At 50.7% G+C, this 26,044-nt stretch carries 25 protein-coding genes; 14 read left to right on the plus strand and 11 right to left on the minus strand.

The genetic code is table 11. From position 1 onward, the window contains the following. Positions 1 to 19: 19 nt before the first annotated feature. A complete protein-coding gene (locus AB9H23_RS07275; RefSeq protein WP_321211260.1) occupies positions 20 to 1,774 on the minus strand; it encodes an ATP-dependent DNA helicase in 1,755 nt (584 codons plus the stop codon). A gap of 92 nt (positions 1,775 to 1,866) precedes the next feature. Between AB9H23_RS07275 and cobI the strand changes: the two genes are divergently transcribed. Beyond that, positions 1,867 to 2,565, plus strand: a complete 699-nt coding sequence (gene cobI, locus AB9H23_RS07280; RefSeq protein WP_321211261.1) for a precorrin-2 C(20)-methyltransferase — start codon at positions 1,867 to 1,869, stop codon at positions 2,563 to 2,565. 59 nt (positions 2,566 to 2,624) lie between these two features. On the opposite strand, the gene AB9H23_RS07285 is transcribed toward cobI, so the two are convergent. Then, positions 2,625 to 3,365: a V4R domain-containing protein gene (locus AB9H23_RS07285; protein ID WP_370004635.1), complete on the minus strand. Its 741-nt coding sequence runs from the start codon at positions 3,363 to 3,365 to the stop codon at positions 2,625 to 2,627. A 123-nt stretch (positions 3,366 to 3,488) separates the two neighbouring features. On the opposite strand from AB9H23_RS07285, the gene AB9H23_RS07290 reads away from it, so the two are divergent. From AB9H23_RS07290 to AB9H23_RS07300, 3 genes are read left to right on the plus strand one after another with little or no spacing between them, the layout of a single operon-like run. Then, on the plus strand, positions 3,489 to 4,703 hold the full coding sequence (locus AB9H23_RS07290) for an FprA family A-type flavoprotein (protein ID WP_321211263.1): 1,215 nt from the start codon (positions 3,489 to 3,491) through the stop codon (positions 4,701 to 4,703). Between the two features lie 5 nt (positions 4,704 to 4,708). After that, entirely contained in the window at positions 4,709 to 5,122 is a 414-nt protein-coding gene (locus AB9H23_RS07295; RefSeq protein ID WP_370004636.1) for a ferritin family protein, read from the plus strand. 2 nt (positions 5,123 to 5,124) lie between these two features. Beyond that, positions 5,125 to 5,658, plus strand: a complete 534-nt coding sequence (locus AB9H23_RS07300; RefSeq protein ID WP_321211265.1) for a rubredoxin — start codon at positions 5,125 to 5,127, stop codon at positions 5,656 to 5,658. A 102-nt stretch (positions 5,659 to 5,760) separates the two neighbouring features. On the opposite strand, the gene AB9H23_RS07305 is transcribed toward AB9H23_RS07300, so the two are convergent. Beyond that, positions 5,761 to 6,534 (minus strand): hypothetical protein, encoded by a 774-nt coding sequence (locus AB9H23_RS07305; protein ID WP_370004637.1) that lies wholly within the window; start codon positions 6,532 to 6,534, stop codon positions 5,761 to 5,763. Position 6,535: 1 nt separating this feature from the next. Next, on the minus strand, positions 6,536 to 7,888 hold the full coding sequence (locus AB9H23_RS07310; RefSeq protein WP_321211267.1) for an FAD-dependent oxidoreductase: 1,353 nt from the start codon (positions 7,886 to 7,888) through the stop codon (positions 6,536 to 6,538). 139 nt (positions 7,889 to 8,027) lie between these two features. On the opposite strand from AB9H23_RS07310, the gene AB9H23_RS07315 reads away from it, so the two are divergent. From AB9H23_RS07315 to tusB, 6 genes are read left to right on the plus strand one after another with little or no spacing between them, the layout of a single operon-like run. Further along, positions 8,028 to 8,420 (plus strand): arsenate reductase ArsC, encoded by a 393-nt coding sequence (locus AB9H23_RS07315; protein ID WP_321211268.1) that lies wholly within the window; start codon positions 8,028 to 8,030, stop codon positions 8,418 to 8,420. Continuing rightward, complete coding sequence (locus AB9H23_RS07320; RefSeq protein WP_321211269.1) at positions 8,421 to 9,068, plus strand: DUF166 domain-containing protein; 648 nt, start codon at positions 8,421 to 8,423, stop codon at positions 9,066 to 9,068. 57 nt (positions 9,069 to 9,125) lie between these two features. After that, positions 9,126 to 9,491 carry a DsrE/DsrF/TusD sulfur relay family protein gene (locus tag AB9H23_RS07325; RefSeq protein WP_300477627.1) on the plus strand — a complete coding sequence of 122 codons (366 nt, stop codon included), beginning with the start codon at positions 9,126 to 9,128 and terminating at the stop codon, positions 9,489 to 9,491. Position 9,492: 1 nt separating this feature from the next. After that, complete coding sequence (locus AB9H23_RS07330) at positions 9,493 to 9,849, plus strand: DsrE family protein (RefSeq protein WP_013296526.1); 357 nt, start codon at positions 9,493 to 9,495, stop codon at positions 9,847 to 9,849. A gap of 9 nt (positions 9,850 to 9,858) precedes the next feature. Then, complete coding sequence (locus tag AB9H23_RS07335) at positions 9,859 to 10,458, plus strand: (Fe-S)-binding protein (RefSeq protein ID WP_321211270.1); 600 nt, start codon at positions 9,859 to 9,861, stop codon at positions 10,456 to 10,458. Then, a complete protein-coding gene (gene tusB, locus AB9H23_RS07340) occupies positions 10,458 to 10,781 on the plus strand; it encodes a sulfurtransferase complex subunit TusB (protein ID WP_013296528.1) in 324 nt (107 codons plus the stop codon). The genes AB9H23_RS07335 and tusB overlap by 1 nt, the downstream gene beginning before the upstream one ends. Positions 10,782 to 10,855: 74 nt before the next feature. Here tusB and feoB read toward each other — a convergent pair whose 3' ends face one another. From feoB to AB9H23_RS07355, 3 genes are all read right to left on the minus strand, one after another. Further along, complete coding sequence (feoB, locus tag AB9H23_RS07345; RefSeq protein WP_370004638.1) at positions 10,856 to 12,811, minus strand: ferrous iron transport protein B; 1,956 nt, start codon at positions 12,809 to 12,811, stop codon at positions 10,856 to 10,858. Position 12,812: 1 nt separating this feature from the next. Further along, the gene (locus AB9H23_RS07350) at positions 12,813 to 13,043 is read right to left on the minus strand and encodes a ferrous iron transport protein A (RefSeq protein WP_321211272.1); all 231 of its coding nucleotides are present in this window, start codon (positions 13,041 to 13,043) and stop codon (positions 12,813 to 12,815) included. A gap of 132 nt (positions 13,044 to 13,175) precedes the next feature. Beyond that, positions 13,176 to 17,183: a cobaltochelatase subunit CobN gene (locus AB9H23_RS07355; protein WP_370004640.1), complete on the minus strand. Its 4,008-nt coding sequence runs from the start codon at positions 17,181 to 17,183 to the stop codon at positions 13,176 to 13,178. Positions 17,184 to 17,419: 236 nt separating this feature from the next. On the opposite strand from AB9H23_RS07355, the gene AB9H23_RS07360 reads away from it, so the two are divergent. After that, entirely contained in the window at positions 17,420 to 17,575 is a 156-nt protein-coding gene (locus tag AB9H23_RS07360; RefSeq protein WP_321211274.1) for a hypothetical protein, read from the plus strand. 34 nt (positions 17,576 to 17,609) lie between these two features. Here the strand turns inward: AB9H23_RS07360 and AB9H23_RS07365 are convergent, their stop codons facing one another. Continuing rightward, positions 17,610 to 18,767, minus strand: coding sequence for a site-2 protease family protein (locus AB9H23_RS07365; RefSeq protein ID WP_321211275.1), 1,158 nt, complete (start codon positions 18,765 to 18,767; stop codon positions 17,610 to 17,612). Between the two features lie 74 nt (positions 18,768 to 18,841). Then, positions 18,842 to 20,056, minus strand: a complete 1,215-nt coding sequence (gene glp / locus AB9H23_RS07370; protein ID WP_321211276.1) for a gephyrin-like molybdotransferase Glp — start codon at positions 20,054 to 20,056, stop codon at positions 18,842 to 18,844. Positions 20,057 to 20,151: 95 nt separating this feature from the next. Here glp and AB9H23_RS07375 point away from each other — a divergent pair, with 95 nt between their 5' ends. From AB9H23_RS07375 to AB9H23_RS07385, 3 genes are read left to right on the plus strand one after another with little or no spacing between them, the layout of a single operon-like run. Continuing rightward, positions 20,152 to 21,057 (plus strand): ATP-binding cassette domain-containing protein, encoded by a 906-nt coding sequence (locus tag AB9H23_RS07375; protein WP_370004641.1) that lies wholly within the window; start codon positions 20,152 to 20,154, stop codon positions 21,055 to 21,057. Beyond that, positions 21,058 to 22,140, plus strand: coding sequence for an ABC transporter permease (locus AB9H23_RS07380; protein WP_370004642.1), 1,083 nt, complete (start codon positions 21,058 to 21,060; stop codon positions 22,138 to 22,140). It begins immediately after the preceding gene. Next, positions 22,137 to 23,261 (plus strand): ABC transporter permease, encoded by a 1,125-nt coding sequence (locus tag AB9H23_RS07385; RefSeq protein ID WP_370004643.1) that lies wholly within the window; start codon positions 22,137 to 22,139, stop codon positions 23,259 to 23,261. Before AB9H23_RS07380 ends, AB9H23_RS07385 begins: the two co-directional genes overlap by 4 nt. Positions 23,262 to 23,329: 68 nt before the next feature. On the opposite strand, the gene AB9H23_RS07390 is transcribed toward AB9H23_RS07385, so the two are convergent. After that, on the minus strand, positions 23,330 to 23,890 hold the full coding sequence (locus AB9H23_RS07390; RefSeq protein ID WP_321211280.1) for an SEC59/DGK1/VTE5 family protein: 561 nt from the start codon (positions 23,888 to 23,890) through the stop codon (positions 23,330 to 23,332). 8 nt (positions 23,891 to 23,898) lie between these two features. After that, on the minus strand, positions 23,899 to 26,043 hold the full coding sequence (gene purL, locus AB9H23_RS07395; protein ID WP_370004644.1) for a phosphoribosylformylglycinamidine synthase subunit PurL: 2,145 nt from the start codon (positions 26,041 to 26,043) through the stop codon (positions 23,899 to 23,901). Position 26,044 lies beyond the last annotated feature (1 nt).

Below are 26,044 nucleotides of genomic sequence, written 5' to 3' on the forward strand. Positions count from 1 at the left end.
ACTTTTTTCTTTTTATATATCACTCATTGACTATGGCCTCCTTGAAGAACTCAGGGAGGAGCGACCTGTAGAGGGGGCTTCTGAAGAGCATCTCTATGTTACCGTCCAGTATGTAGGTGTAGCATGAGTCGTCATGGGCCCTCATACCACGCCCATATGCCTGCATCAGTGTCATTATTGTCTTGTAGGCGTACCACCTCTGGTCCATCCTCTGCCTCCTGTTCACCTGCTTATCCCCAAGGTAGGGGAAGGGTATCTTGTAGATCACCTGGAACCTGCACTTATCATAGGGTAGATCAACGCCCTCACTCATTGATGGACTCACAAGGACCAGTGGTTCAGTGGAGTCCTCAAAGTATCTTAGAACGGCCTCCCTGTTGGATGCCTTGTGGTCGATGAGTCTCCTGTTTGGTATGTTCTCCATTATGAACCTCTGGCAGCGGTAGTTGTGTGTATGTATGAGTCCCTTATCGTTTCTGTGCCTTTCAAGGATCCTGTTCAGTATTGGGATGGTCTCCGGGGCCGTCTGCTTTATCCGGTTCCTTGACATTTTCCCGGCGATCTTCAGTTCTATGGGTCTTCTTGATGCCGGGAATGGGCTGTCGACCCTTACGATGTAGGCCTCATCGGGTTTTATGCCCAGCCACTGGCAGAAGAGCCTCTCATTCAGTATTGTGGCGCTCATGAAGAGGCATGACTCAGAGTAGGAGAAGAGGCGGTCATGTGCATAGTGGTGGACCCTGAGGGGTTTGAATGAAACCGATTCACCGTCGGAATCAATAACCCAGTTTTTTGGTTCATCCTCAAGGCTCATTTTAAGTTCCGAAAGCCTCTTGATGGTCCTCTTTATCCTGTCCCTCCTCTTCCTGGGCAGTGATTCCAGTTCAAGGTCACTGTAGTGGTCGGCTATGGCCTCAACCTGGAGGATCCACTCGGCGGGGTCATCCTCCTGCATCATACTGGAGGGTATTGTCCTCTTAATGTCCTTCCTGAGGCGCCTGTTGGATATGGTGACCTCCAGTCGCTTCATGAGTTTATCCTCGATGTTGTGGGCCTCATCCAGTATCATGAGATTCCTCCTGTCAAAGTGGCCCACGTAGTTCAGTTCAAGGAATGCGTAGTCATAGTTCATGAGGGTTATGGGGCTGTTTATGGCCTCTGCCTTCTGTTCCCAGTAGTGGCAGTGCTCATCTGTCCTGAAGAATACCCTGTTGCCATATGAGTCCTGGAATGCCTCCTCACCCAGGAGTGTTTCGCCCCTCACAACACCGTAGGGGCAGTGGAAGTTCTCTGATGAGGGGGTTGTCTGGCAGGTTCCCATGTCACAGGTTGACTCAAGGTCGTCGTTGCGGCAGAGGAAGTTACCCCTCCCCTTCACAACCGGAAACCCGAATTCATTTGCATACTGGTCCTGGAGCTGTTTTGTCATTGTGAGTATGTATGCAGGCTGGTAGATCCCTGCGAGGGTGCATGCTATTGCCGACTTTCCAGTGCCTGTACCTGCCTCCAGTATAACGTAACGGTAGCCGTCCTCAAGTGCCTGGTAGATGTCGTTTATGATATCAAGCTGCCCTGGTCTTGGCTGGGGAAAGGGAAAGTTCTCTATGATTTCGCCGGGTATATGGGGATACCTCTTCTGGAGGTCCTCGTTGATGGAATCTGATTTCTCATCGGATTTTATGATGTTCCTGAAGAATGAAAGGCGCCCCCTGCCCCTGCATGTGCAGTTATCCCTCATCATTCCACAGTCGGGACAGAAAAGTGGGTTTTCCATGGAGTCTATTTAAGGGTGAGGAACTATATAAGTTTAGAGAGTGCCACTGAAAACAAATTCATTGACTGCAGAATGATTATCAGGTGTTTCTAATGAATGGAAAACTCATAGGTGTGGGTGTTGGGCCAGGTGACAGTGAACTTTTAACCATAAGGGCCCTGAAGGTTTTAAGATCAGTTCCAGTTATATGCGCTCCCCGTTCGTCATCTGAAAGGGACAGCATAGCCCTTTCAATTGTGAAGGATGTTTTAAGTGAACGTGACGATGATTACAGGGTAATTGATCCTGTATTTCCCATGACAGATGACAGGGGGGAACTTGAAAGGCACTGGGATGAGGCTGCCCGCCTGGTTTCAGGGGAACTTGCCTCAGGGAGGGATGTTGCATTCATAACCCTGGGTGACCCCTCCATCTACAGCACCTTCAGTTACCTTCAGAGGCGGATTGAGGATATGGGCTTTGAGACAGAGATGGTTCCTGGTGTGACATCGTTCACAGCGTGTGCTGCAAGTGCAGGCACGGCTATCGTGGAGGGGGATGAGATCCTTGTTGTGGTGCCAAGGGTTGATGAGCGCTTCAGGAACATAATTGAAAACGTTGATGCCTGCGTTATAATGAAGACCTCACGTCATGGGAGGCGCGCCAGGGAGGTTGTGGAGTCCGACCCCCGGGAGAGGGATGTCGTATCTGTGGAGAACTGCAGCATGGATGATGAGGTGGTTGAGAGGGGCTTCCCGTCACAGGGGAGGTACCTTGCAACGACCATTGTGAGGTTCAGGGGGAGCATCTAATCGAAAGCCCTGGTGGGGGTTCCTGGGTATCCTGGCCATGAACCGGGACCCTCATGGGTTTATGAGGAATGAGCACCTCTCATCCCCCTTGCATAGCATTCTGTCTCCTGTATTTCAACATCAGAATTGAAGTATCTGCCAAAGACGGCCTCAAGTATCCCTGAGTCCAGGGCACAGGCGGATTCCCCGATGTCAGGAAGCAGTCCGCATTCAAAGCAGTCGTAGGCCCTGATTATAAGTGGATCAGTGCTTTCCACCTTGAGTGTCCCCAGCCGGTTTATCCTCCAGAATCTTCTGAGGTTTTCAAGGAGATCCTCGAGGTTTTCTGCCCTTAAACTGGGGTATATGACCTCCCCTATCTTCAATCCCACCTCGTGGAGAATTGGGTCGATGTTTATACCCTCCTTTATGAGTTCAACCCGGAGCACATGGAACATCAGCCTGAAGAACTCAAATGGGTCCCCCACTGAGGTCAGGTGTTTTGCAAGAAACTCTGTTTTTTCCTCATCCAGTTCTCCGCGCTTTTTTCTTCTGAGTTTACCCAGGTACCTTGAGTTTATTGAGAAGACCTTTATTCTCCTGTCTGCAGGGTCCGGCCTTTCAACGATGAGGCCAGCCATTCTGAGATCCGAGAGGTGCTTTGATACCGTGGACTTGGATTTCCCGGTTATTCTGACTATATCCTGAAATCTGAGTTCCCTCTTCATGAGTTCCGATAGTATGAGTGATTTAACGGGACTCTCGATTACCTCTATTCCCCTATCCGTTGCGAATATTGTGAACTGCTGTCTTTCCCTCATTGAGCAGAGTTATGTTTCACCATCCATAAAATTGTTTCACTACCATAGAACAGAAAAAATTATATATTAGTTCGTAGGTTATAGTACATTCGATGACATACGAACTGAATATCCGGTGATAATATGAAGGCCGCAGCAAAAAGAATATCCGATGGAGTGTACTGGACTGGAGTCCTGGACTGGGATCTTAGAAACTACCATGGATACACCCTGCAGGGCACCACATACAACGCCTACCTTGTCTGTGGACATGATGGGGTTGCACTGATAGACAACTCCTACCCCGGCACCTTTGATGAGCTCATGGCAAGGGTTGAGGACGCCCTGCAACAGGTGGGAATGGACAGGGTTGACTACATAATCCAGAACCACGTTGAAAAGGACCACAGCGGTGTCCTGGTGGAACTCCACAGAAGGTTCCCTGAAGCCCCCATCTACTGCACAGAGGTGGCTGTTAAGGGGCTCCTGAAACACTACCCCTCCCTCAGGGGAGCAGAGTTCAGGACCGTGAAAACAGGGGATGTGCTCGATCTTGGCGGGAAGACACTGACATTCCTGGAGGCCCCACTGCTCCACTGGCCAGACAGCATGTTCACCCTACTTGATGAGGATGGGATACTCTTCTCAAACGACGCCTTCGGGCAGCACCTCTGCTACCCCCAGCGCCTTGACAGGGAGATACCAGAATACATCCTCATGGATGCCGCCAGGAAGTTCTATGCAAACCTCATAACCCCACTCTCAAAGCTGGTACTCAAAAAATTCGATGAAGTTAAGGAGCTTGGGCTACTCGAAAGGATCCAGATGATCGCCCCATCCCATGGGCAGATCTGGACAGACCCCATGAAGATCATAGAGGCCTACACAGGCTGGGCCACAGGCATTGTGGATGAGAGGGTCACGGTGATCTACGACACCATGCACGGTTCAACCAGGAAGATGGCCCATGCCATAGCAGAGGGAGCTATGAGTGAGGGGGTCGATGTTAGGGTCTACTGCCTCCATGAGGATGACCGGAGCGAAATCGTGAAGGACATACTTGAAAGCGGCGCCATAGCACTTGGAGCCCCCACCATATACGACGAGCCCTACCCAAGCGTCGGAGACCTCCTCATGTACCTCAGGGGCCTCAAATTCAACAGAACCCTCACCAGGAAGGCCCTTGTATTCGGGTCAATGGGTGGAAATGGTGGTGCCACAGGCACCATGAAGGAGCTTCTTGCAGAGGCGGGATTCGATGTTACCTGCGAGGAGGAAGTCTACTACGTGCCCACAGGTGAAGAACTCGACGCCTGCTTTGAGGCAGGGAGAAAACTTGCAGCTGAAATCCGGAGGTGAATGACATGAACGAAAACAGGACAGGTATATGCAGGGATACTGAGATCGAGAAGGTGGTTGATGCCAACTTCAGGGGAGAATGCTCCGAGGTTGGAATGTACCTTGCAATGGCGAGGCAGGCCCAGAGGGAAGGCCTCCCTGAGGTGGCAGAGGCCCTCAGAACCATAGCCCTCGAGGAGGCTGAGCATGCAGCCAGGTTTGCAGAGCTCAATGGCGTGATCAGAGACAACCTCAAGGAGAACATCGAGATGATGCTTGAGGGTGAAGAGGCTGCCAGCAGGGAAAAGGGTGAAGCGGCCCTCAGGGCCACAGAGTGTGGTGTTGATGAGGCCTGTGACTTCTTCCATGAGAGCTCAAGGGATGAGGGAAGGCATGCCCGTATGCTCAGGGGCATTCTCGAGAGGTACTTCAAGGGATAGAGATGTACGTCTGCAGGATATGCCAGTACCAGGTCCCTGACAGGGATTTCAGCGAACTTGGGGATGGCTGGGTCTGCCCCCAGTGTGGTGTGGGCAGAGACGAGTTTGAGCACTCAACCGATTCATCATCCCCTGAGCAGCCATTCATGCTCATGTTCAGGGCCATCACAGAGAGCCTCTGGAAGGTCCTCGGCAATGGTTCCCAGGGAGTCACAAGGGAGATGGGCTTCGTCCTGGCAGAGATCATTGACCCTGAGGATCCTGTAAAATCAACAGCAGAATACTTCCTCAGCCATGGATTCGCGGCATCCATCGAGTGCTCTGAAGGAGAGAAGCATGTTATGGATGTGAAAAACTGCAGGTTCTATGGTTTCTGCCGCTCCCTTGAGGACGATGGGGTCACAGTATCCACCTGCCCCTATGCAAACACCGCTGCAGCGGCCCTTGAGACCTCCACAGGATACAGGTACAGGATAAGGAGGCTTCCAGGGGAATACGGTCACATCATCGAACTTTCAGGGGTATCAAAAAAATAGGGCCTGCCAGATTCATCCCATCATCATCTTAATTGAATTTTTTTCTTATCCTTGCCAGATAAAACAGAATTTTATGAATTTGAATAAAATCAGGGCCCTGTACTATTTTTTATTATAAATGTTGGCGTAGGGTGGTTCGTCTGCAATTTCCCCAACTATCCTCTCTGCAAGTTCAAGTGACCTTTCACTGCCCTCAACCAGTATGTAAAATGCCCCCTCGGCACCACAGACTCCTCCAGCTGCAACCGGCTCTGCAGATGCGCCTGTTAGAAGTTCCAGGGCATCAACCTCGGTGAATACCCTGCCGGGTATGGGAAGCATGCCTGGCCCATCGGCAGCTGCTGAGTTGAGTTTGAGTGCAATAGAATCAAGGTCCCCGGGTATTATCTTCTCAAGGCCCACGGGTACTATAAGCCCTGTTTTTCTCCCCACAGCGGCCTGCAGTGCAGCAATTACCGTGCCCCCCATTGGGTGGCCTATGTAGACAGCGGCCCTTCCTGATTGATAGTCGAGGGCGTTGGCACCCTTGAGTATGAGGTCTCCCCTTCCAAGTTCGTCTGCAACATCAAAGATTTCAAGACCACGCTCCCATCTGCCATCTCTGATCACAACGTCACCTGGAAAATCTGTGCCCATCCGACCCATATCATCCCTGCTGATATTTGCGGGGACCGTTATACCCCTGTGAAAGCCCCTTCGATCAAATCCATCCTCACCGATTTCTGCCAGGATCTCCTCTGCTATGTAGCCATTGGTTGTCCCTGCAATTATAACAAGGGTTCCATCCTCAAGAACCCTCTCCACCTCGGGGTGCCGAATCATTCCCCTGGCAATCAGGCGTTTACCCGCCGCAGGGGTTATGAGAAACTGCCTCATTTCAATCATCCTGCTTGCTGTTCACCCGTTTGAGTTTTTCACAGGCGGCCTCAGCTGCAAGGATTATGGGGTCGATGACCATTGAAACGGGGGGCGCATACGAAAACTCTGTCCAGGCAAGATCTGAACATGTGAGTCCCTGTGATATGGCAAGTGACATGGTGTCAACCCTTTCAGCCACCCTCTCCTTTGCAACCATCTGGCACCCGATTATCCTTCCCTTGAGGTCACATATCATCTTCACATCAATCCTCTCGGCGCCGGGATAGTATCTGGCCTTTGTAAGGGCCCTCTTCTTTCCTGAGACCACCTTTATCCCGCTCTGGAGTGCCATGACCTCTGTGAGTCCAACAGCACCGAACTCGAGTTCACCTATCTTTGATACCATGGCGTTGAGAACCGGCCTGAAGGTTGCATCAAGACCCACTATGTTCCTTGCAGCCACCCGGGCCTGTCTCACGGCAGTGGAGCCCAGTGGTGACTGGGTCCTGAAGCCTGTCACGGCATCGTAGACCTCAACGCAGTCCCCGACGGCATAAATGTCAGGTACGCTTGTCTGCATCCTCTCATTGACCCTTACCGCCCACTGTCCCAGTTCGCATCCCGCCATCCGAGCAAGTTTTGTCTCTGGCCTCACCCCTGTTGCGAGGACCACCAGGTCGGCCTCAATGCACTCATCTCCCACAGCAACCGCCTCGACCCTTTCGTCTCCGGTTATCCTCTCAAGTGCCTTTCCAAGGACAACCCTTATCCCCTTCTCCTCAAGGTACTCCTGTACTATGGCTGCCATGTCCGGGTCCAGGGAACGGGGGACGATCTGTGGCAGCATCTCTGTCACGGTGACTTCAAGTCCCATTTTCAGAAGACCATATGCTATCTCCAGACCTATGAGCCCTGCGCCCACCACCACGGCTTTTTTACTTTTGGATGCCCATTCACTTATCCTCTCACCGTCTGTGAGTGTCCTTATGGTGAACACCCCCTCAAGGTCAACCCCCTCAACCGGTGGTATGAATGGGGAGCCCCCGGTTGCAAGGACAAGGACGTCGTAGGGTATTTCCTGGCGTTTACCATCCTTCACATAGGTCACGGTTTTTTTATGGGAGTCAACCTCTTCCACCTCGGTTTCTGTGAGGATATCTATGTTGCGTTCCCTGTAGTCCTCTGGCTGGTGCATCACTATATCATCAAAGCACTCAACCTCCCCGCACATAACGTAGGGTATGGCGCAGGGTGAATATGCCACGTGCTTATCACGGGTTATAACAGTTATCTCTGCATCCTTATCATATTTTCTTATGTTTGAGGCCGTTGAAAGTCCTCCGGCCCCTCCTCCAACTATAACAACTCTCATTTATCCCTTTCTCCCTCAGAGTTATCACTTATGGTTTTATTTTTTATCTCATAAATAACTCGATATATTTATAAATTTGGATGTATGAATAGATTTCAGTGCACGGGTTTATGTGCCAGAAACTGTAAAGAGGATCACCATGAAGAAGAGGGTTCTTTTCATATGCAGAAACAACTCAGGAAGGTCCCAGATGGCTGAGGGTATTCTCAGAAACATGTACGGGGAGCACTACCATGTCCAGAGTGCCGGAAGCCAGCCAAGGGAAATCAACCCCCTGACAGTGAGGGTCATGGAGGAGATTGGAATCGATATGAGCTCCCATAAGCCCACCGACCTCAGGGAACTCGAGGGTGAGGAGTTTGATGTGGTTGTGAGCCTCTGTGATGAGGCATGCCCTGTATTCCCTGGTGGTAAGAGGTACATGCATGCGGAGTTTCCAGACCCTGCAGGTGGGGATATAGCCAGATTCAGAAGGATACGCGATGAAATCGCAGAGTGGATAAGGACTGAATTCAAACCGGAGGATGATTGAATGGTCAGGGTTGCAATAGTGACAGACGGCCCCTACGGTGAAAGGGCCCACGAAAACATAGGTGAGGAGTTTGAAACAGATTTCATTGAACTCCAGGCACCCTCAGGCATATTCGCAGATGAAGTTGAAATACCACAGGAAAAGATTGAGCAGATAGTATCAGCGCATATCGTTATAACCTACATCCTCCACCCTGACCTCACACTTGAACTTGTGGACCGCATCCACAATCAGGTTGACTGGATAATAGTGGGTGCCTGGAGGGGTGAGGGCTTCAGGAATCAGCTGCTGGGATACGGGAATGTCACAGCACCAGAGAACATGTGCGACCTTGAGGAGAACGGGAATCCATCCTTTGATGAATTCGTATCGAAATTTGGAAAGCCCGTGGTTGAGGTTGATGTTGAAGACGACAGGGTAAAGGATATAAGGGTCCTCAGGTGTTCACCCTGCGGTGCAACACGGTTTGTTGCAGAGGAACTTGCCGGAACTGAGGTGAAGGATCTGCCTGTCCGTGCAGGTCTTAAAATACAGCATTACCCCTGCAGAGCCGCCAAGATGAGGTTATTTGCAGATGATGAGTGCAAGAAGGAGCTGGCTGCCAGGATCCACTGCGAGGCCTTTGAGAGGGCACTTGAAAATCACTGAAAACTATCATTATTATTCATAATAAATTATTTATTTTATGGATGCGAAGATAGATCCATGGAGAAAAAACTGCTCACAATAGTCCTCCTTGAGGGTCCCTACCGCCATCAGTATGCTGATATAGCATCAGAACTGGCAGAAAGCGCCATAAAAAATGGCTACGATGTTAACATATTCCTTTACATGGATGGAACACATGTACCGAAAAGGGACCAGGCCCCCCAGTCATTCCCCAATGTGGCAGAAAAATTCAGGGCCCTTGTAAGGTCCGGTGTTAATGTGATATCCTGCATAAGGTGCTCCACCGCACGGGGCTACACCTGTTCAGAGAAGCCCTACATAAAGGGCGTGGAGATAAAAAGTGTTTATGAACTGGCAGAATGGATAAAGAAAAGTCACCGCGTGATAAGTCTGGGTTGTTAAAATGAAATCCTCTCTCATAATAATAGACAGGGCCCCCTATGGATCTGAAGATGCATTCAGTGGTTTCTATGTTGTCATAGCATGTCTGAACAGTGGCCTTGACTCTGACGTTCTCCTGATGGAGGACGGTGTCTACGCTGCAGTTGCAGATCAGAAATCAGAGAGCATAGGGTACCCAAATGTGGAGGAGCTCACATACCTCATATTTCCGGAGGGAAGCATACTGGTACATGAGGGGTCCCTCAGGGAGAGGGGGCTTGTGGAGGAGGATCTTGTCGAAGCTGCAGAGATAATAAACGATGAGGAACTCCATGAGATAATCTCTGCAAAGGGTGAAACCGCAGTTATCAGGATATGAGGTGCCGTTATGGAAATGGATGAGGTTAAAAGGGAGCTCATCCCTGATGGGCCCCTTGTAAGGGAGGTTACCCTCAAACAGGTTAAGCCATGCATTGCAAGTGAGGGGAAAATAAGGGTCCTTATGGAGCTTGACTCTGAAATCGGAGACATCATCCCCCTCCTGGCAAATATGTATCCGCCGGGTGCTGTGAATTATGTTAAGAAGAAAAACATTCTCACCCTCACCATCTACGACAGGCTCATAAGCCTCTACCCCTCAGGGAAGGTCAGCATGAACAAAAACCATGACGTGGAGGAGGCCTTTGATATCATAAGGCGGATCATGGAAAGGATAAACCAGGCCTACGAGGCCTACATGAGGGGTGTGCGTGGGAGGGACGTGGAAAGCATTGGACCCCTCGATATACAGAGGTGCCTCCCTGGCAGCAACTGTGGCGAATGCGGTGAATCAACATGCATGGCCTTTGCAATGAAGCTCCTGAACGGTGAGCAGAAACTCGATAACTGCTACCCCCTCAAGGAGCCATGGATGCAGGAGAATGTCCAGTGCCTTGAGAAACTTCTTGGTGAGCAACTCATGGAGACACTGGGGTGGAGCGGTTACTGATGGGTTCTGTGGGGTTCCTTGTAACTAAAAGTCCATCTGAACTGGGCTTCAGGACATTCCTTGACCTTGTGGGGATATGGAGGGAAGATGAACTCACCGTGTACCTCATATCCAGTGGTGTGTATGCTGCAATGAAAAAAAACAGGTATTCCCACACCATCAGAGAACTGTCAGAGACCGAGGCTGTTTTTGCAAGGAAGGAAGATCTAATGGCAAGGGGTATAACCCGTGACATGCTCATCGATGGTGTGGAAATACTTGAGGGTTTTGACAGGATAGTTGTGGATATCATGGAGAAGCACCGGATGGTCTTCACCATCTAATCTTCTGGTTTTACAGGTTTTCTTGCACCCCTTATACCTCCACGGGAGACCATGATTTCACCTCCATTCTGTGATCATAAACCAGTCAGAGTACCTGCCGTGTAGACAAGGAATGACGCAATCCAGGCAACCAGCATGGAATATGCGGGAGAGAAGAGGGCCCATTTTGTACCGGCCTCCTGCTTTATTACGGCAAGTGTTGCGAGGCAGGGGGTGTAGAGCAGTATGAATACCATGAAGGAGAAGGCCTCCAGTGGCGTGAAAATCCCCTGAATGGTTGCTGCAACATCACCGGTGCCGTATACCGTCCCGAAGGTACTTATTACAAGCTCCTTTGCGGCAAAACCGAATATGATTGCAACCGCAGACTGCCAGTCCCCAAAGCCCAGTGGCTGGAAGATGGGAGCTATCATGGATCCTGTAATCCCCAGGATTGATGATGAAACGTTCCCTCCCGGGAAGTTCGAGAGGAACCATATCACCAGTGAACCTGCAAGTATGATGGTCCCAGCCCTCTTTATAAACTGAACACCCCTCATGTAGGTGTGGATGAGAAGTGCCTTAAGTCTCGGAAGCCTGTAGGGTGGAAGCTCCATGAGGAAGAGTGACCTTTCACCCTCCACGATTCTATTACCGAGTAAGCGGGCGGTCAGTATGGCCACCACTATCCCTAGAATGTAAAGTGAGAATATCACCCAGCCCTGGTAGATAACCGGGAAGAGGGCTGCTGTGAATAGCACATAGACAGGGAGCCTTGCGCTGCATGACATGAAGGGCACTATTAGTGCCGTTATTATCCTCTCCCTCTCAGAGTCTATCGTCCTTGTGGCCATGACGCCCGGTACGCAGCATCCAAAACCCAGCACCATGGGGATGAATGACCTTCCACTGAGACCCCCCAGTGTGTTCATCACACGATCCATGACAAATGCCGCCCTGGCAAGGTAACCTGAATCCTCAAGGAATGACAGGAGGAAGAAGAGGATGAATATGTTGGGTATAAAGACCAGGACAGATCCTACACCACCTATCACCCCATCAGATAGAAGGGATGCCAGTATAGAATCACCCATGATATCATGAACCGCATCTGCAAGGTATGAAAAGGTGGAATCCAAGAGGTCTGTCAGTGGGGCCCCTGCAGTGAATGTCAGCTGAAAAATCAGCCACATCACCCCAAGGAGTACCGGAAGGCCAAGGTACCTGTTGAGCGCAATTCTGTCAATAATCTCTGAACCTGTAACCCGATCCACCGGTGGCTTTCTGAGTGTACTCTCAAGAAGGGCCTCTATAAGCCCATAACGGGCATCGGATACAATCACGTCAGCCTTCACAGAGTATTCATCCTCAAGGACCCCGCGAATCCTCCTGAATTCATCATGAATTTCCTCCCCGAGCATTGAGGCCACCCTCTCATCGCCCTCAAGGAGCTTTATGATGATCCATTGGGGTGGAAACTTGATTTCGCTGCCCCTGATGAGTTCATACAGTCTGCTCAGAGATTCATGTCTCAGGAATTCATATCCGGGGATCCTGGGTTCACCTTTACTCCATTCGATTACCCTTTCAAGGAGCTCATCCTGCTCGCCTTCAGTTGCCTCGATCCTCACAACAGGCACACCCAGGAGTTCCTCAAGCTTCCCATAATCCAGACTGTAACCCCTCCTCTCGGCCTCGCGGTTGAGGTTCACTGCGATGACGGTGTTAAGGCCAAACTCCATTATCTGGAGGGCCAGGTAAAGGTTTCTTTCGAGATTTGATGCATCAACAACGTTTATCACAAGATCCGGAGACTCCTCAAGGAGGTAATCAATCACCACCTCCTCCTCTGGAGAACCGGCTGTGAGACTGTAGGTTCCCGGCAGATCTATGACCTCAATGTCACATCCCCTGAAGTGCAGGTGCCCCTCCTTCTTTTCAACGGTTTTGCCTGGCCAGTTGCCGACGTGCTGATTTAGGCCTGTGAGGCTGTTGAAGAGGGTGCTCTTACCCACGTTGGGGTTTCCTGCAAGGGCTATCCTCAGTGACAACCTAATCTCTCCTCACCCTTATCCTTGAGGCCTCCTCCCTGCGGATGGATAAGGGGTGGCCCCTGACCCTCACCTTGAGGGGGTCGCCGAGGGGTGCAACCTTTTCAAGGGTTACCCTGGACCCCCTGACGATTCCCATCACCGTGAACCTGTGCTTTAGGTTACCGCTAATGTCAACTGAGGTGACCGTTACCATCTCTGATTCGGATATTCTGTCGAGTGTAGTTTCCATGACACCACCTTTTTAGGTATTCCTAAACTTTAGTTATACCTAAACCCCCATCATATATAAATTTTTAGGTTTTCCTAAAATGGGTTTCATGAGGGTGAAAAATCAGACATCAAAAAATAAAAAAATAGGGGTTTAATTTCTTCCCTGATAGAAATACCCTGCTCCAAGGAGGCATACAATTCCTATGATGCCAGCAAGAGCATAAAATGGTGTCTGGGTGCTTGCTGAACCGCTCTGGCTTGAAGCAGCGACCTCATAGGCCTTACCTGACTCGCCGGCAGGTTCTGACTGTGAAACCTCACTGGCCTCAGATGACTCACCAGAACTGGCAGCCTCACTGGGTGTGGAACCTGATATTCCACCGGCTGAACCTGATGACGGTGCACCGGTTTCACCAGCACCAAGACCATCATCACCTGTCCCGCCAGATGTATCAGACCCCGTATCAGATCCCGGTACATCAATGGATTTTCCTGTGGCTGCTGCCATTGCACTTGCAAACTTCCTCAGGGCAGCCTGGTTAAGGGAGGAGAGCTTCACAACCCACTCATTGAAGACGATGTTGGCACAGGTATGGTGACAGCAGACAACACCATACTCATTGACCGCCGAGATATACTCATCTGCAAGCCTCTGAAGCGTTGCTGAATCAGCCCTCCACAGGCCCCTTCTGCTGGCCTCAAGAAGCCATGCCACGGTGGAGGCATACGAATAGGGCTGAACACTCCTGAACCTGTCCCTCACAGAAGAATCAAGGACATAGGTCTCGGCGACCCTCTGCCACATCCAGTCCTGTACAAGTTCAGGTGTGACCGCGCTCCACCCGAAGAGGTGTCCTATCTCCTTTGAGATCTGATGACCCCCTGAAAAGCCCTGGCTGAGCATTCCCTCAATCCACTTTGGGTTGTAGGTCCTTGTCCTCAGTTCAGCTGCAAGGAAATCTGAGAGTGTCTCAATCCTCGGGGTGAACCTTGTGTTGGCAATGTAAGATGCAACATTCTTACCTGACATTGCCCTTGCAGCCATTGTGAGCCCTCCGAGGTACTGGTAGACATCATCGTTGTCCAGGACCCCGTAGACACTGTCCCTCACCTGCACGGTTGCATCTACATTTGATAGCTGCTTCATGAAGACCTCCTTTGCATCAATGGCGTATATGTCCTTTCCATAGATGAATCCCATGTGGTTAAGGTAGGTTTCAACAAGTTGTGACTGGTTGTTCCACTTGGCAGTGGACTCAACAACAGCAGGTATCCCTGTACCGTAACTTCCAGGGGCGCTGCCGAATATCCTTGCCCCTGCAAGTGTATCTGCCATTGGCAGGCCCCTGGCGGTGTAATTCATGAGATCCTGAAGGTAGTGTTTTCTGAGATAGTTCTGGTTCACCGGTTCATCCAGTTTCATCACAAGCCTTATTGCCTCGTCCATCCTGTCTATGCTGTAGGCAAAGGTATCCCTGAAGAGCCCACTGATGGTTACAAGGACATCGATCCTTGGCCTTCCCAGGGTTGCAAGGGGGGTCACGTTGATCCCTGTGAACCTTCCTGACTTATCCCATACCGGCTCAGCACCTATCAGTCTCAGCACCATGGCTATTGTCTGTCCATTGGTCCTCATGGTTTCAATGGCCCAGAGAACAACCCCCACGGTTTCAGGGTACTTGCCGTTCTTTGCAAGGTAGTCTGCTATGAGATCATCGGCCATCTTCTTACCGATCTCCCATGCAGCCCTATCAGGTGCCAGTCTGGGGTCAAATGAGTAGGAGTTCTTACCGGTCGGCAGGAGATCGGGTATCCTGATGGGGTCGGCGCCTCTTCCAGGCTCAACGAATCTGCCTTCAAGGGCCCTCAGGAGATTGCTGATCTCACAGTCACTGGCCAGCTTCTCCCTTATGGCGTTCCTGAACTCTGTGGTGTTACGTGTCGCCGGGTCAAAGCTCACAATGGCCTCAACCATTGCATCAAGTAGCTGACCGCTCAGTGGTTCTCCGAATACATGCAGACCGTAGGGTATCAGTGTTGCTGAGAGTTCATCGAGTCTGTGTTCAATCCTGTCAAGTGCCTCCTCAAAGGATGCGTTGAGGTCAAGGTTCAGTTCCCTGTGAAGGTCCAGCTTCACCGTGAGGTTCTTTATCTCCTCTGCGATTATCAGTTTCCTCTGGGGATCCTCTGATGAGTGGTAGCTGTTGATCTTGTGCTGGAGTTCAGCCAGGTCTCCGTAGAGTTCACCCACGACCATCGGTGGAATGTTATGGTTGATGAGCACCGCATATCCCCTCCTCTTGGCCTGTGTTCCCTCACCGGGGTTGTTGACGATGTAGGGGTAGATGTGGGGAAGGTCACCTATCATTACGTCTGGCCAGTCAAGTGAGGAGAGTCCAACGGATTTTCCTGGCAGCCACTCAAGGGTTCCGTGTGTTCCCAGGTGTATAACTGCATTGAAGTTCCTCTGAAGCCACAGGTAGAATGCCAAGTACTGGTGGTGGGGTGGGAGCGTGGTTGAGTGTATGAGGTCAGCTGCGTCCTCGCCAAAACCGCGCATTGGCTGTGGCCCAAGGAATACGTTTCCAAGCATCACACCGGGTATCACGATGCTGCCATTGTATACCATAACGTTTCCTGGTGCTGGCCCCCAGGTTGCTGTTATGTTGTTTCTGAGGGCTTCAGGAAGGAGGCTGAACCATGACAGGTATTCTGATACGGGTATGGTCACTGCACCTGCCTTCACAACCTTTGCAAGTTCCCCTGGGGCCCATGATCCCACATTGAGGCCCGGTCCAAGGAGTATGTTGATTACCTCTGCAGTTGACTTTTCATCCACTGTGTAACCTGCTGCCTTCAGGGCACTCAGTATCGTGCTTATGCTCTCTGGTACGTTGAGGTAGCTGGCACTGATACCATCCTTACCGCCCCCTATGTTGTAGTAGATGAGGGCTATCTTCTTCTCTGAGTTTGAAAGTTCCCTCAGTTTCACCCAGTTGATCATCCTCTCTGTGAGCCTCTCTATCCTGTCGGGTATGGGTACGTAGTATGTGTACCTCAAGCCTGTCTCCGGGTCAACCATCTCAACGCCGCCGCCGATCATGATGGGCTCTATTCTCCCATCAATCTCTGGCATGGCTATCTGCCAGTAGACCTCGGAGGAGAGTCCTGATATGCTCTCGTTCCATGTTTTGAGGTTTGAAGCATATACCGCTGAGAGTGAGGGTACATCAAGTTCCCTCAGTATGCTGGTGGAGTTCACCGGATCCCCGTTATAGAGGTTGAACCCCATACAGGTTATGAGGCCACTTATCCTTGGTGTTCTGTTGCCATCCAGGAAGAACTTCTCTATGACATTCCTCTTTGTTGGTGTGTCCGCTGCAAATCCAAGCATCACATTGTAGCCCTTGCGCTCGAGGCTCTCAACTATCGCAGTGTGCATCCTCATGTCGCTTCCACGGTAGTAGGTGTCAAAGGTCAGGATCCCTATCCATGGTTTTCCCGGCTTGTAGTGTCCGCTCTGCACATACCATGAATAGTACTGGTCCCAGCTGGTGAACTGCTGTGCTGATTCAGGATGGTAGACAAAGGATTTTATGGCTGGAATTGCTGTGAGGTTCTCCCCTGGTCTGAGTTTCATCCCTGCATCCCTCAGAAGGAGAAACATCATCCTCTTGAAATTTTCCGGACCCCCCTGGTCCCATATATTCTTAACAGTTGCATTGTCCTCGCCTATCTGTGGATAGCTCTTGAATGTGTTCCCTGTTCCTATGGCTATGATCCTTCTTGCTGATGTGACGTTGAGGATCTGGTTGACCTTTGCAACCGTGTTTGGACTGCTTATCATCTGTATAAGTATCACATCGGCCCTTCTGCCAGCCTCAATGGCTGCTGCATCGATCTGCGGGTCGTTTCTCAGGAGTTCGTCATTGGTGAACATTGAGAGGTTGAATCTGTAGCCGTTCTGGCCTGCCAGTTTATACCCCTCCACTATCGCCTTTGTACTGGATGTTGACCCTGTCAGTATCAGAAGGTTGTAGTGGGATGAGTTCTCTGCAATAACGTCTCCCGTGGTGTTGCTGCTGTTATCCGCTGCTGAAACACCTCCTGTAAACATGAGTGCAATGATTAGAATTAATGGAATCACTGATCTTCTCATATTCTCACCTCCATTTAATTTTATTTTAAATCAAATATTGTTGAATTAAGATTTATATAAAATTTGCTTTAATAAAAATAAAAATTATTTTAATATGCTGTGTATCTGAATTTAATACCTGGCAGACGTCAATGGCTCAAAAAAGATGAGTATCTTATCTGCAGATTCATGATCAAAGAGGGCCCGCTGGTGTGCTTTACAAAAATAATATCCTATCCGCAACTAAATCAGATCACATGAAGAAAAAGAAGAAGATGGTGGGCGTGAGGTGCCAGTGCCACGATCCCCCAGCCAGGAGCAGCGGCATGAGGACTGTTATGTGCCCCCGCTGCGGTAAGATATACAGGACCGATAAGGAAGACGATGTCTGCTTCAGCTGCCAGAGGCGCTGATCAGAACATCGGTCGACAGCTTATAGCTCAGCTATCAGAACATCATCAGGATACCGCGCCCTGTGCCCCAGATTATACTCACCGCTATGATGAGTATAACAAATATGGAGACATAGCTGACCGCCGGTTTAACAATCCTCTCCGGTAACCTGTAGCGCAGGAGCTCCTCAAACATGAGACCTCCATCAAGGGGCTTGGCAGGTAGAAGGTTCACCGTACCCACTGCAAAGTTCAGGAAGAATATCCAGAAGAAGAGCTCCTCCAGGTATGTGAGGGCAAATGGCAGGGTGCCGCCAAAGACCGATGCCACAGACTCCCTCACCTTCAGGTGGTTGCTGGTCCGGATACCCATGTAGGCCCTGCTTGAGTTGTTGGGGTTTCTGCCTGTCTTAAGCCTGAATGTCCCCTGATCAGTGTCTATTGTGATAACCTCACCAACCCGTATCATCTTAAGGGCCATTCCATAGGTGGTGAGGTTTGTGGTTGGCATTCCATTTATGCTCTCAATAACGAGGCCCGGTTTGAGGACCTCGCTTGCAGGACTTCCAGGGACCACACTGTCTATCTGAACACCGTCGGCCTGGAAGGCAGCGGGCATGGCATATGCTGAAATACCAAAGAATAGTGCAAAGCATATACCTGCAAGTATGAGGTTCGCCACTGATCCGGCGGCATATATCCTCAGCTTTGAGATGGGGCTCACCTTCTTGATGTCATCCTCATCAGGTTCAACGAAAGCGCCCGGAAGTATTGCCAGAAGAAGGAGGCCAATGGATTTTATACGGACCCCCTCAACCCTTGCAAGTATCCCATGGGCGAATTCATGCACCACTATGACCGTGGCAAGGCCCACTATACCGTAACCCAGAGGCACGTAAACCGGTGATCCCGGTATGTCAACACCCGGCACGATGAGTGAAGCCTGTGGAGTCACGAATATGTTCTGAAGGGACATCACCATGAGGTAGAGCATGTAGAACATGAAGAAGAACGCCACAGGGATGCCCGCATTCAGTATCCACCTCCAGAGTCTTGGGTGGCCTGACGCTATGCTGTCGATGAATCCCCTCATCCTCTTTGTTCTCCTCAGGAGGAGGGGTCCCTGTATCTCAATCTTGAGTCTGTCCCTGAAAAGAACAGCGAGTGTCCATATCAGGATAAATGCGATGACGTAAAACCACAGTGCATTCATATTACATAACACCTGTTTTAATGGTTGTTGAAGCGGTCATATAAAAGCTCCCATTTATATATGCTGGCAGGGTTTCAGAGTGTCATTGAATCAAAGAGGAGGACCTCACACTCCTCACCTTCAGCTATGCCCTCAAGGTTCTCATCTATCACTATGTAGGCATTTGACTCCACCATTGACCTTATTATACCCGAACCCCTGCTCTGGACGGGTTTAACCGTTCCGTTATCTGCATTTGCCCGCACGTATTCCGTCCTGCCGGGTCCAGATGCGACCTTACCAAGACACCGCCTCTTCACTGTTCTGTGCCTGTAATCCAGGTGCTGCATTCTGAGAAGATAATACCTTGCAAGGACATCGAACTGCACCATGGCGGCGACAGGATACCCTGAAAGCATGAACACAGGTTTACCCTCAACAATTCCAAATGCCACAGGTTTCCCTGGCCTCATTGCCACCCCATGGAAGAGTACGTCGCCAAGGCTGTCCACGGCATCCACAACCACATCCCCACGGCTCACCGCTGTTCCGCCGGTTGTTATGACCATGTCATGTTCCTTCACTCCCCCTCTGATTTCATCCACTATGATATCCATGTCGTCGGGGGCGTGGCTAACCTCTGCCTCTCCACCTGCACTCTCCACAAGGGCCTTGAGGGTGTAGAGGTTTGAGTTGGGTATCTTGCCTGGTTCAAGGTCCGCTGAAGGCTCCATGAGTTCATTACCTGTTATTATCACCTTTACCGAGGGCCTTTTATACACCCTCAGCTGGCTGTAACCTGCCGATGCCGCCATGGCAATTTCTGCAGGTCTGAGGAGGGTTCCTTTACTCAGGATGGTATCCCCTGCCCTGAAATCCTCTCCTGCCGGTGCCAAGTTCTCTCCAGGAAACACCGGTCTTACAACACTGATCTCAGACCCTGAGCCGACAGTGTATTCCTCCATGACAACAGCGTCTGCTCCGCGGGGTATGGGGGCCCCTGTTGCGATTTTAACAGCCTCACCCCTACCCACATCCACATCAGATACATCCCCGGCCCCTATGGAATCTGTGACAGTGAATCTTGATGGATTTTCAGGGGAGGAACCGAATGTATCCTCTGCCCTCACCGCGTATCCATCCATCGCTGACCTGTCAAAGGGTGGGGAGTCAAATCTGGCTTTTAAATCCTCCGCAAGAACCCTTTTATGGGCATATAAGAGATTAAGGGTTTCAGTCGCAGTTGATCTCTGATTTTCATCAAGAATCCTGAATGCATCCCTCACTGGTATGAGTTCTGATAGAAACATGTGACCATCACCGCTTAAGTACTGTTTATACTATTATATATAAAGGGGGATATAAATTCCCAGCTGGAAAAGAATCTTTGATTCATGGAGGTTTCATGATAGAGGTGGACTCTGTCTCTAAAAGCTTTGGAAGAATCAGGGCCCTTGATAACCTCAGCTTCAGTGTGAGGGAAGGGGAACTCATGGGCATAATCGGCCACAACGGTGCCGGTAAGACCACCGCAATACGCATAATAGCAGGGATACTGCACCCTGACTCTGGCACAGTCCATGTGGGTGGCTATGATGTTACCAGGGACCCACTCAGGGTTAAAGCAATGATAGGTTATCTTCCAGAGGAGCCCAACCTCTATGAGCGTTTCAGGGCTGCAGATCTCCTGAGGTACTTCGGTGAGCTCTATGGTGTCCCCAGGGATGTGCTGGATGATAGAATATACGAGTTACTTGAACTCGTGGGTATGAGTGAACGTGCAGCGGACCCCATAAACACATTCTCCAAGGGCATGCGGCAGAGGATCGGGATAGCAAGGGCCCTCATACATGACCCTCCAATCATAATATTCGATGAACCCACCATGGGCCTTGACCCGGCGACAGCATTCTCAATAAGAGAATTCATAAGGGATCTAAAGGGCTCAAGGACCATGATACTCTGCACCCACTACATGGAGGAGGCCGACTACCTCTGTGACAGGGTCGCCATAATAAACAGGGGGCGCATACTAGACATTGGAACCCCAGATGAACTCAAATCCAGGGTCCAGGGGGACCTGATACTTGAAGTTAAGGTCTCGGAGCCCTCACTGGTCAGCAGAGAATCTCTTATGGAGATAAGTGGTGTTAAATCCGTTGTAATTGATGGTAAAATCATCAGATTATCCCTTGGTAGCCGTGAATCCATAACAGAGGTTATAGAGAATATCCCTGGAACGGTCTTCAGTGTGAACACCCGGGAGGCAACACTCAACGACGTATTCATACAGAGCCTGAAGGGGTCCTAGATGAATCTCCTAACAGTTACAAAATGGGAACTCAGGGGAACATTCAGAAGCCGTAAATTCCTCTTCATATTCCTATTCCAGATACTGGTACTTTCACTCACCATATTCATGTTCAGCGGCTTCATTGAGATGATCGGTGAGGGAAGCACATTCACCCCCTCCCTCAGGGGTTTTGCAGAGCTCAGTGTCACCGACCCCTCAGGTATCATCTCCGGGCAGCTGAACCCAGATGTCCTCTATATACATGGGGGTGCACCATCAAGGCTCCTGGTCGATAACTTCACAGGCATCCCCCTGAATGCAACGCTCTACCTTGACTATTCTGATCCAAGAAGGACCGTTGTAAGGGACGAGGTGGAAGCCGCGGTTGAAAGGGCCTCCACCATTATAACCAGGGAACTCATTGAAACCCCAACGCCGAGACCTGAGGTTCGTGAGGAGACACAGGGTGAGGCCCTTCCACTTCAGCTTGTGAGGCGTGTCATGGTTTCCATTCTTCTCTTTCTCCCGGTTTTCCTGTTCGGAAACCTGGTGGTGGACAGTATCGTGGGTGAAAAGGAGAGGAAAACAGGTGAAGCCCTTATTGCAATGCCAATAAGGCGCTCTGAAATAATCATCGGGAAGTGTCTCTCTGTTACCGCCACGGTGGCATTGCAGGTGGGTGTATGGATGATCCTCATAATGGCAGCCGGTTTCCAGATAAGCAACCCGGCAGGTGCCTATCTAACCGTTGTGCTCTCATCAACACCCATCATAGGGCTCACAGCACTCATATCGGTCTATGCAAAGAACTACCGGGAGGCCGGGATAGGTATAACCTTTGCCTACATAATCGCAGCAGCATACCTTATTGTGCCCGCCCTCGCCTACATGGCCGGTTCCTCAGGGTCCCTCTCACCCATGACCCTCACCATAAAGCTGATATCAGGAGTTAACCTGAATGCAGCTGACCTCATACCGCCCCTGTTCTCGGTCCTCATACTCAACATCCTCTTCTATGGCCTTGCAGTCAGATTATTCAGCAGGGATGATGTGGTTTTTGGTCCAAGGCCCGGTATTTTAAGGTTGATGGTGAGACCATGAAACTGAAGGCCCTTACAGTTAAGGAGGCGCGGGACATATTTTCAAACAGGATCTACATGCTGCTTGTCCTAGTGCAGGTCATAATAATACTGGGTGCCTATGGACTTGCAGTTGTAAGTTCTGTTGCAGCGGATCCAGAGCTCATTGGGGAGTGGGGTGGTTCCAGGTTCCTCAAGGTGGGTGTTGTGGGGGATGAACGTCTGCTCATTGAGGGCCTTGAGAGGGAGGGTCTGGGTGTTACGAAATTCCCGGATCTTGCTGATGCCCGGAAAAGTCTGGGTTCAGGGGTGGTTGCCATTGTCTACACAAGCGGTGGGGATGTCCGTATCGAAGCAGACACCGGCAGTGCATTCTACACCATCATGAGCGAAAGGCTTCAGCGTGCTGCCTCATGGTACGCAGAGCAGAAACAGTTCAGGGAGGCAGGTATTCCAGCATCCACAGTTAAAGCCCTGGAGAATCCTGTTAAACTGAAAATTATCCCAATTAACAGGGACCGGTATGCTCCCCTTGCAGTTGACAGCTCCTACTTCGTGGAGATAATGTACGGGTTCATAATACCCTTCGTGGTTTTCCTCCCATTCTTCCTTGGGAGTAACATTGTAACCGACAGCGTGGTTGGCGAGAAGGAAAGAAAAACCTTCGAGGTCCTCCTGATGGTCCCCCTATCCGAGACCAGCGTCATTCTTGGTAAGATAACCCCTGCACTCATTTTTTCATTCATTCAGAGCCTCCTGTGGCTTGGAATAGTGATACTCCTTGGGGTGCCGGTTTACAATATCCCCCTGCTGTCCATCATAATGTTCCTCACGGGACTGGGGTTCACAGGGACCGGTCTCTTCATATCCATCCTCGCAGACAGCACAAAGGAGGCCAACTCTGCCATCACGGTGGTGCTCTTCTTTGCAACGTTCCTGCTCTTCGTGCCCCTATTCATGGATATGGGCATCTTCAACCCCATAATACGCTTCATACCAAGCATCATAATGGTCAAGCTCTCATCGAGCCCATATCTCAACCCGGGTCTCATATATGACATGTTACCGGCGGCCCTTTTATCTGTAATCCTCTTTGCGGCTTCAGTGGTCTCATTCAGGAGGGAGGGAGTCATAAGACTCTGAAATTCAAAAAAAGCATGTTTTTTGTCTCATCACGTTATAAGACTCTGAATCCTCACAAAAAAATCTGTTCAGTGGACGAGGAGCAGCATCACAACCCCGGCACCGATGGGAATGGTTATGTTATCCTCAACCGGGGTGTAGGCCTCCACCAGCATGCCCGCAATAGCCCCTGTGAGTGCGGTTAGGGGGTCAAGGAAAAAGAGGGCCCCCAGGAACCCTGCTAAAAGGAAGGCCGCTGAACCCTCAATGCTCTTATCAGGGTTAAATGGGAGGGGATGTGAACCATACTCCCTGCCGATGATTGTGGAGAGTGAGTCACCCAGGGTGAGTATTATAACTGAGGCACTGGCCACTGAAATGTTAAAACCAAAGAGGGCATAGGTGAGGGCCATTCCCAGAAAGTAGTAGATGAAGCCCCTCTCGGTATCATCCCTCCGGCAGCTCCTCAGAACATAGGAAAAGAAGGGGAGGGTGAACCTTCTGTCAAGCTGAAATATCAACTCACCCATGAGTGCTGCTGCGAGGGAGAGGGCCACCATGGGGAGGGAGCCAAGGTAGCCTGCAAGGATCACGAAGACTATGCCTGCTGCATGTATGATCTGCCTGAAGAACTCCCTCCGGTACCTCAAAAAAACACCTATGTGGACATGTATGCCTCAATAACCCCATGGTAGGCATCATAGAGTTCAGATACATCCAGTGCTACATCATCAAATTTCAGGGTGTCGCCTCCAGTGGTTCCTATCACAGCGCAGGGCACTTCAAGTTCCTGGATTATTTCCTCCACGGATCCCGTCACGGTTATGATGTACCTTCCATTTGATTCAGAGAATAGGGCCTCATGGATGTTACTGAAGCTTCCAGGGATCTTCCCTGTGTCTATGGTTGCCCCGATACCTGACTTTATGGCCATCTCAGCAACTGCAACCCCTATACCGCCTGCTGAACAGTCATGGATTGCCGTTACCTGATCCCCGAATCTCTCAATTATCTTCCTGACTGAGTTTGCAGCGTCAAATTCTGCCCTGAGATCTGTTTCGGGTGGCTTACCATCAACAATGCCATGAACTGTTCTCAGGTACTCTGAGGCTCCCAGTTCAGGTTTTGTATCCCCGATGACGATTATCTTCTCGCCCTCAGCCTTGAAGTCCATTGTCTTTATGCTATCAAGTGGTAGCCTCCCTGCAACTCCAACCACGGGGGAGGGGTTCACTGTAACACCTTCGGTTTCATTGTAGAAGCTCACATTACCGCTTATTACCGGCGTGCCGAAGGTCTCTGCCATGTCAGCCATTCCCCTCACGCATTCCCTGAACTGCCAGAAAACCTCCGGTTTCTCCGGGTTTCCGAAGTTGAGGCAGTCCACTATGCAGAGTGGCCAGGCGCCCATTGAAACAACGTTCCTTATTGCCTCCCCCACAGAGGCTGCGCCGCCACCGTATGGGTCCAGCTTTGTGTGGATGCTGTTGCAGTCAACGGTGAGTGCAACTCCAGTCTTCTCATCGACCCTGAGGACCGCCGCATCATCACCTGGCTTCACAACGGTTCTTATCTGAACCTCATGGTCGTACTGGCGGTAAACCCACCTCTTGCTTGCAATGTTGGGTGATGACAGGAGTTTAAGGAGCGCTTCAGTGAAAGGGGGGTGCTGGACCTCCACCTGCCCCTCGGGTAAATCAGGTTTTTTTGCCTCCCTTTCAATCACAGGGGGATCCGCGAGGAGTTTTGCTGGCAGGTCCGCTATAACATTACCTTCGCTTTCAACGATCATCCTTCCGGTATCTGTAACCTCACCTATGACCGCGGCCGGAAGCTCATATTTCCTGCAGATCTCCATTGCCTCATCAACCCTGTCAGGGCTGAGAACGAAGATCATGCGTTCCTGTGACTCTGAGAGCATTATCTCATAGGGTGTCATTCCCTCCTCCCTCAGGGGTATCGCCTCCAGGTTGACCCTTGCACCGTTATCACACTTGGCCACAAGTTCAGAGATGCAGCACGTTAAACCCCCGCCCCCGAGGTCCTTCACGCCTGAAACCTCTATTTTCTCCATTATCTCAAAGCTTGCCTCCATCACCATCTTCTTGGTGAATGGGTCGCCGACCTGAACCGCTGGCCGGTCCTCCAGTTCAGATGAACTTGTGAGTTCCTCAGAGGCGAAGGTTACGCCATGGATTCCATCCCTGCCTGTTCTGCCCCCCATGAGGAGGAATACATCGCCTGGCCGGGGGGCTATCCCCCGTTTTATCTCATCCTTGCGCACAAGGCCTGCGCACATAACATTCACCAGGGGGTTCAGCTGGAAGTTATCGTCAAATTCAACCTCACCTGCGACGGTTGGAACCCCCACACGGTTCCCGTAGTCAGATATACCCTTAACCACGTGTTCAAAGAGGTACCTTGATTTCTGGTCCTCAAGGTATCCGAACCGAAGGGAGTCAAGGAGAGCTATGGGCATGGCACCCATTGAGATTATATCCCTCAGAATCCCGCCTATACCGGTACCTGCACCCCCATATGGTTCTATCGCAGATGGGTGGTTGTGGCTCTCAATTCCAATGGCCATGGCCAGCTCATCGGTGACCTCAACCACACCGGCGTCATCACCGGGGCCTATGATTACCCCCTCGCCCTCGGTTGGGAAGAAGCCGAGAACCGGGCGGCTGCTCTTGTATGAGCAGTGCTCAGAGAACATCACATCCAGCATCCCGTATTCGAGGGGATTCGGATCCCTCCCAAGTTCTTTCCTTATGAATTCAATCTCTGAATCTGTTAAAACCATT

The organism is Methanothermobacter sp. KEPCO 2, assembly GCF_041228365.1.
GTDB classification, from domain to species: Archaea; Methanobacteriota; Methanobacteria; order Methanobacteriales; family Methanothermobacteraceae; genus Methanothermobacter; species Methanothermobacter marburgensis.